This window comes from Rhodococcus sp. NPDC003382, from assembly GCF_053589135.1.
Genome location: NZ_JBSFRH010000103.1, coordinates 1 through 2,889, shown reverse-complemented (window position 1 = coordinate 2,889; position 2,889 = coordinate 1). Strand labels below are relative to the sequence as shown.

The 2,889-nt window shown below is 70.6% G+C and carries 1 protein-coding gene; it reads right to left on the bottom strand.

Annotation, left to right across the window (positions count from 1 at the left end; translation table 11 throughout):
• A partial coding sequence (locus ACWDUD_RS30515) for an amino acid adenylation domain-containing protein (RefSeq protein ID WP_450111765.1) occupies positions 1 to 2,511 on the bottom strand: 2,511 nt, incomplete at its 3' end.
• Between the last annotated feature and the right edge of the window lie 378 nt (positions 2,512 to 2,889).

The following is a 2,889-nucleotide window of genomic DNA, read 5'->3' as shown; positions in this document are numbered from 1 at the left end:
CCCACCCGCAGTGAACGGATCGGCGACGAACCGCGACGCGGTCAACCCCATCCGCGCGTGATAGCCCCGCGCCAACTGCACCCCACCGAGATACAACTCACCCACCACACCGACCGGCACCGGACGCAACCACCCGTCCAACACCACCACCGACGTATTGGCCACCGGCAACCCGATCGGCACCGACGCGCGGTCGTCGTCGGCGGGTCCGTAGGCGTGGTACGTGACGTCGACCGCGGCCTCGGTGGGGCCGTAGAGGTTGTGCACCCGGTCACCGACGAGTTCGGCTGCCGTGTGGGCGGTCGCTGCCGGCAGCGCCTCACCCGAGCAGAAGATGCGGCGGACGGTCGCGAGGCGGTCCGGGGACGGCGCGGATTCGACGAACGCGGCCAGCATGGACGGCACGAAGTGCAACGTGGTGATCCGTTCCGCGGCGATCACGTCGGTGAGGTACTGGGGGTCGCGGTGGCCGTCGGGCCGGGCCATCACGAGGGTGGCGCCGGTGATCAACGGCCAGAAGAACTCCCACACCGACACGTCGAAGCTCGAGGGGGTCTTCTGAAGGATCCGGTCGTCGGCGGTGAGCGGGTAGGTGTCCTGCATCCACACCAGGCGGTTCACGATCGCCTCGTGGGTGACGACGACGCCCTTGGGCCGGCCGGTGGACCCGGACGTGTAGATCAGGTACGCGGCATCGCGGACGGTGAGCGACCGGTCGGCGTGCGCCGCGTCGGTGCGGGTCTCCGCAGTGGTGTCGGCCGCGGTGTCCGCGGCGATGACGGGCACGGTCAGGTCCGCGAGGAGATCGGCTCGGTCGGCGGCGGTGGCGTCGGTGACGACCGCGGCGGGTTCGGCGTCGTCGAGGATGTAGGCGATCCGGTCCGCCGGGTAGGCGGTGTCGACGGGGACGTACGCGGCGCCGGTGCGCAGGATTGCGCACAACACCAGCGGCAGCCGCTCGGAGCGGGCGAGGAGCACCGCGACCCGATCCCCCACCCGGACGCCGTGTTCGCGCAAGCGATTCGCGAATCGCTCGACGGCCGTGTCGAATTCGCGGTAGGTCAGCGTGCGGTCCTCGAACCGCACGGCAGGGGCGTCGGGCGTGCGGCGTGCCTGCCGGACGAGCAGGTCGTCGAGGGTGGTGGGTTCGAGTTCGCGGACGGCTCCGGTGCCGAGATCGGCGATCGTGGCGAAATCGGCGTCCAGGAGCATCGCAGTGCGCGCGACGGGCGTGCCGTCGGCGGAGAGCGCCGCCTCGACGAAGCGGGCCAGTCGCAGTGCGACGAGTTCCAGGTCCCTTTCGCTGTAACGGTCGGCGTCGGCGTCGAACTGCAGTTCGACGGCGCCGGCGGCGGTCTGGCGCACGGTCAGGGACAGATCGCGCACCGGTCCGCGCGCGAGCGAATGCACCTGGGCGTCGAGGCCGTGGAAGCGCAGCTCGTCGCCGAACGGTTTGATGTTGAGCCACGGTCCGGACACGGCGGCACCGGATTCGGTACGAACGTCACGGGCGATCCGCTCTCCGCGGTACCGCCCGTGGGCACCGGCTGCACGGATCGCGGCAATCGCGGCGGCGGTCACGGACTCCGCAGTGGCATCGGCGGCGACCGGGATGCGCAGCGGCACGACGTTGACCGCCATCGTCGGGACCGTCATCGCGGCGGAGCCGAAGCGGTTCATCAGCGGGAACTCGAGCACGACCTCGCCGCTCCCGGTCCAACCGGCGACGAACGCCGCGGTGAGCGCGGCCAGTGCGTCGCCCCACGTTCCGCGGGCGGTGCGGCCGAGCGCGGACAGCGCGGTGGTCGACTCGGGGTCGAGCACGTGGGCGTGGGAGCGCACGCGCGCCGCGAATCCGGCCGCGGCGTTGCCGGTGGACAGGGTCACGGCATCGGGGGCGCCGGCCAGGGTCTGCGTCCAGAATGCGCGGTCCTGCTCGGATTTCTCCGACGTCTCGTACTGCTCGTACTCCGCGACGACTGCGTCGACCGTCCCGAACCACGAGTCGGGGGCGGCCTCGCCGCGCACGGCGGCCGAGTATCGCTCGGCGGCGCGGCGTCCGAGAAGACCCAGACCGAATGCGTCGAGGACGATGTGGTGCGCGGTGAGCACCACGATCGCGTGATCGTCGGCGAGCAGGAGGATCCGGGCCGCGACGCAGGGGTCGGTTGCCGGGTCTATGGCCTGCCGGACCCCGAGGCGTTCCCGGGCCGCTGCTTCCGGGTCGGGCAGAGCGCTGAGGTCCTCGATGGGGACCGCGGTGATGTCGTGGGCGCCGATCCACTGGACGACCCGCCCGTCCTCTTCACCGAAACGAGCCGAGAGGCCGTCGGCCTCACCGAGGGTCGCGGAAACGGCGTCGACGAGTGCCGTCGAGTCGAGGATGCCGCGGAGTTCCCAGGCGTGCGAGACGACGTAGACCGCGGGTTCCTCGACCGCCTGCTGTCCGAACCACACACCGGCTTGAGCACCGGTGACGGGGATGGCGCGAACGACGGCAGTCGACATCATGAATGAAACTCCCAGGACAGCGCCCTCGGAGGCTCCTCCGAGGTCGAGCGGACACGGCAAGTTCGGCTCGGGTCACACGCCCACCCGAGTCGACAGTTAGCTGAGCCTACCTTCAGTTAGGTAATCCTGAAATGCCCTCCCCTCCGCGCGTCGCCGACCGGCACGCGGAGGGAGAAGCCTTACTGGACAATGCCCTAGAGAAAGAAGAGTTCGGCACGCCGGTGACCGCTACGGGGAGCCCTCGTCACCTGCGCCGTCCCCGCCCGGTTCCCGCAGCCACCGGCGCCGGTGTTCCCGCAGCTCGGTTTCGCGGCGGGCGCGGTAGTGCGCCAACGCCGCCGACAACAGATCACCGAGATGATGACGGTGATTGACCCG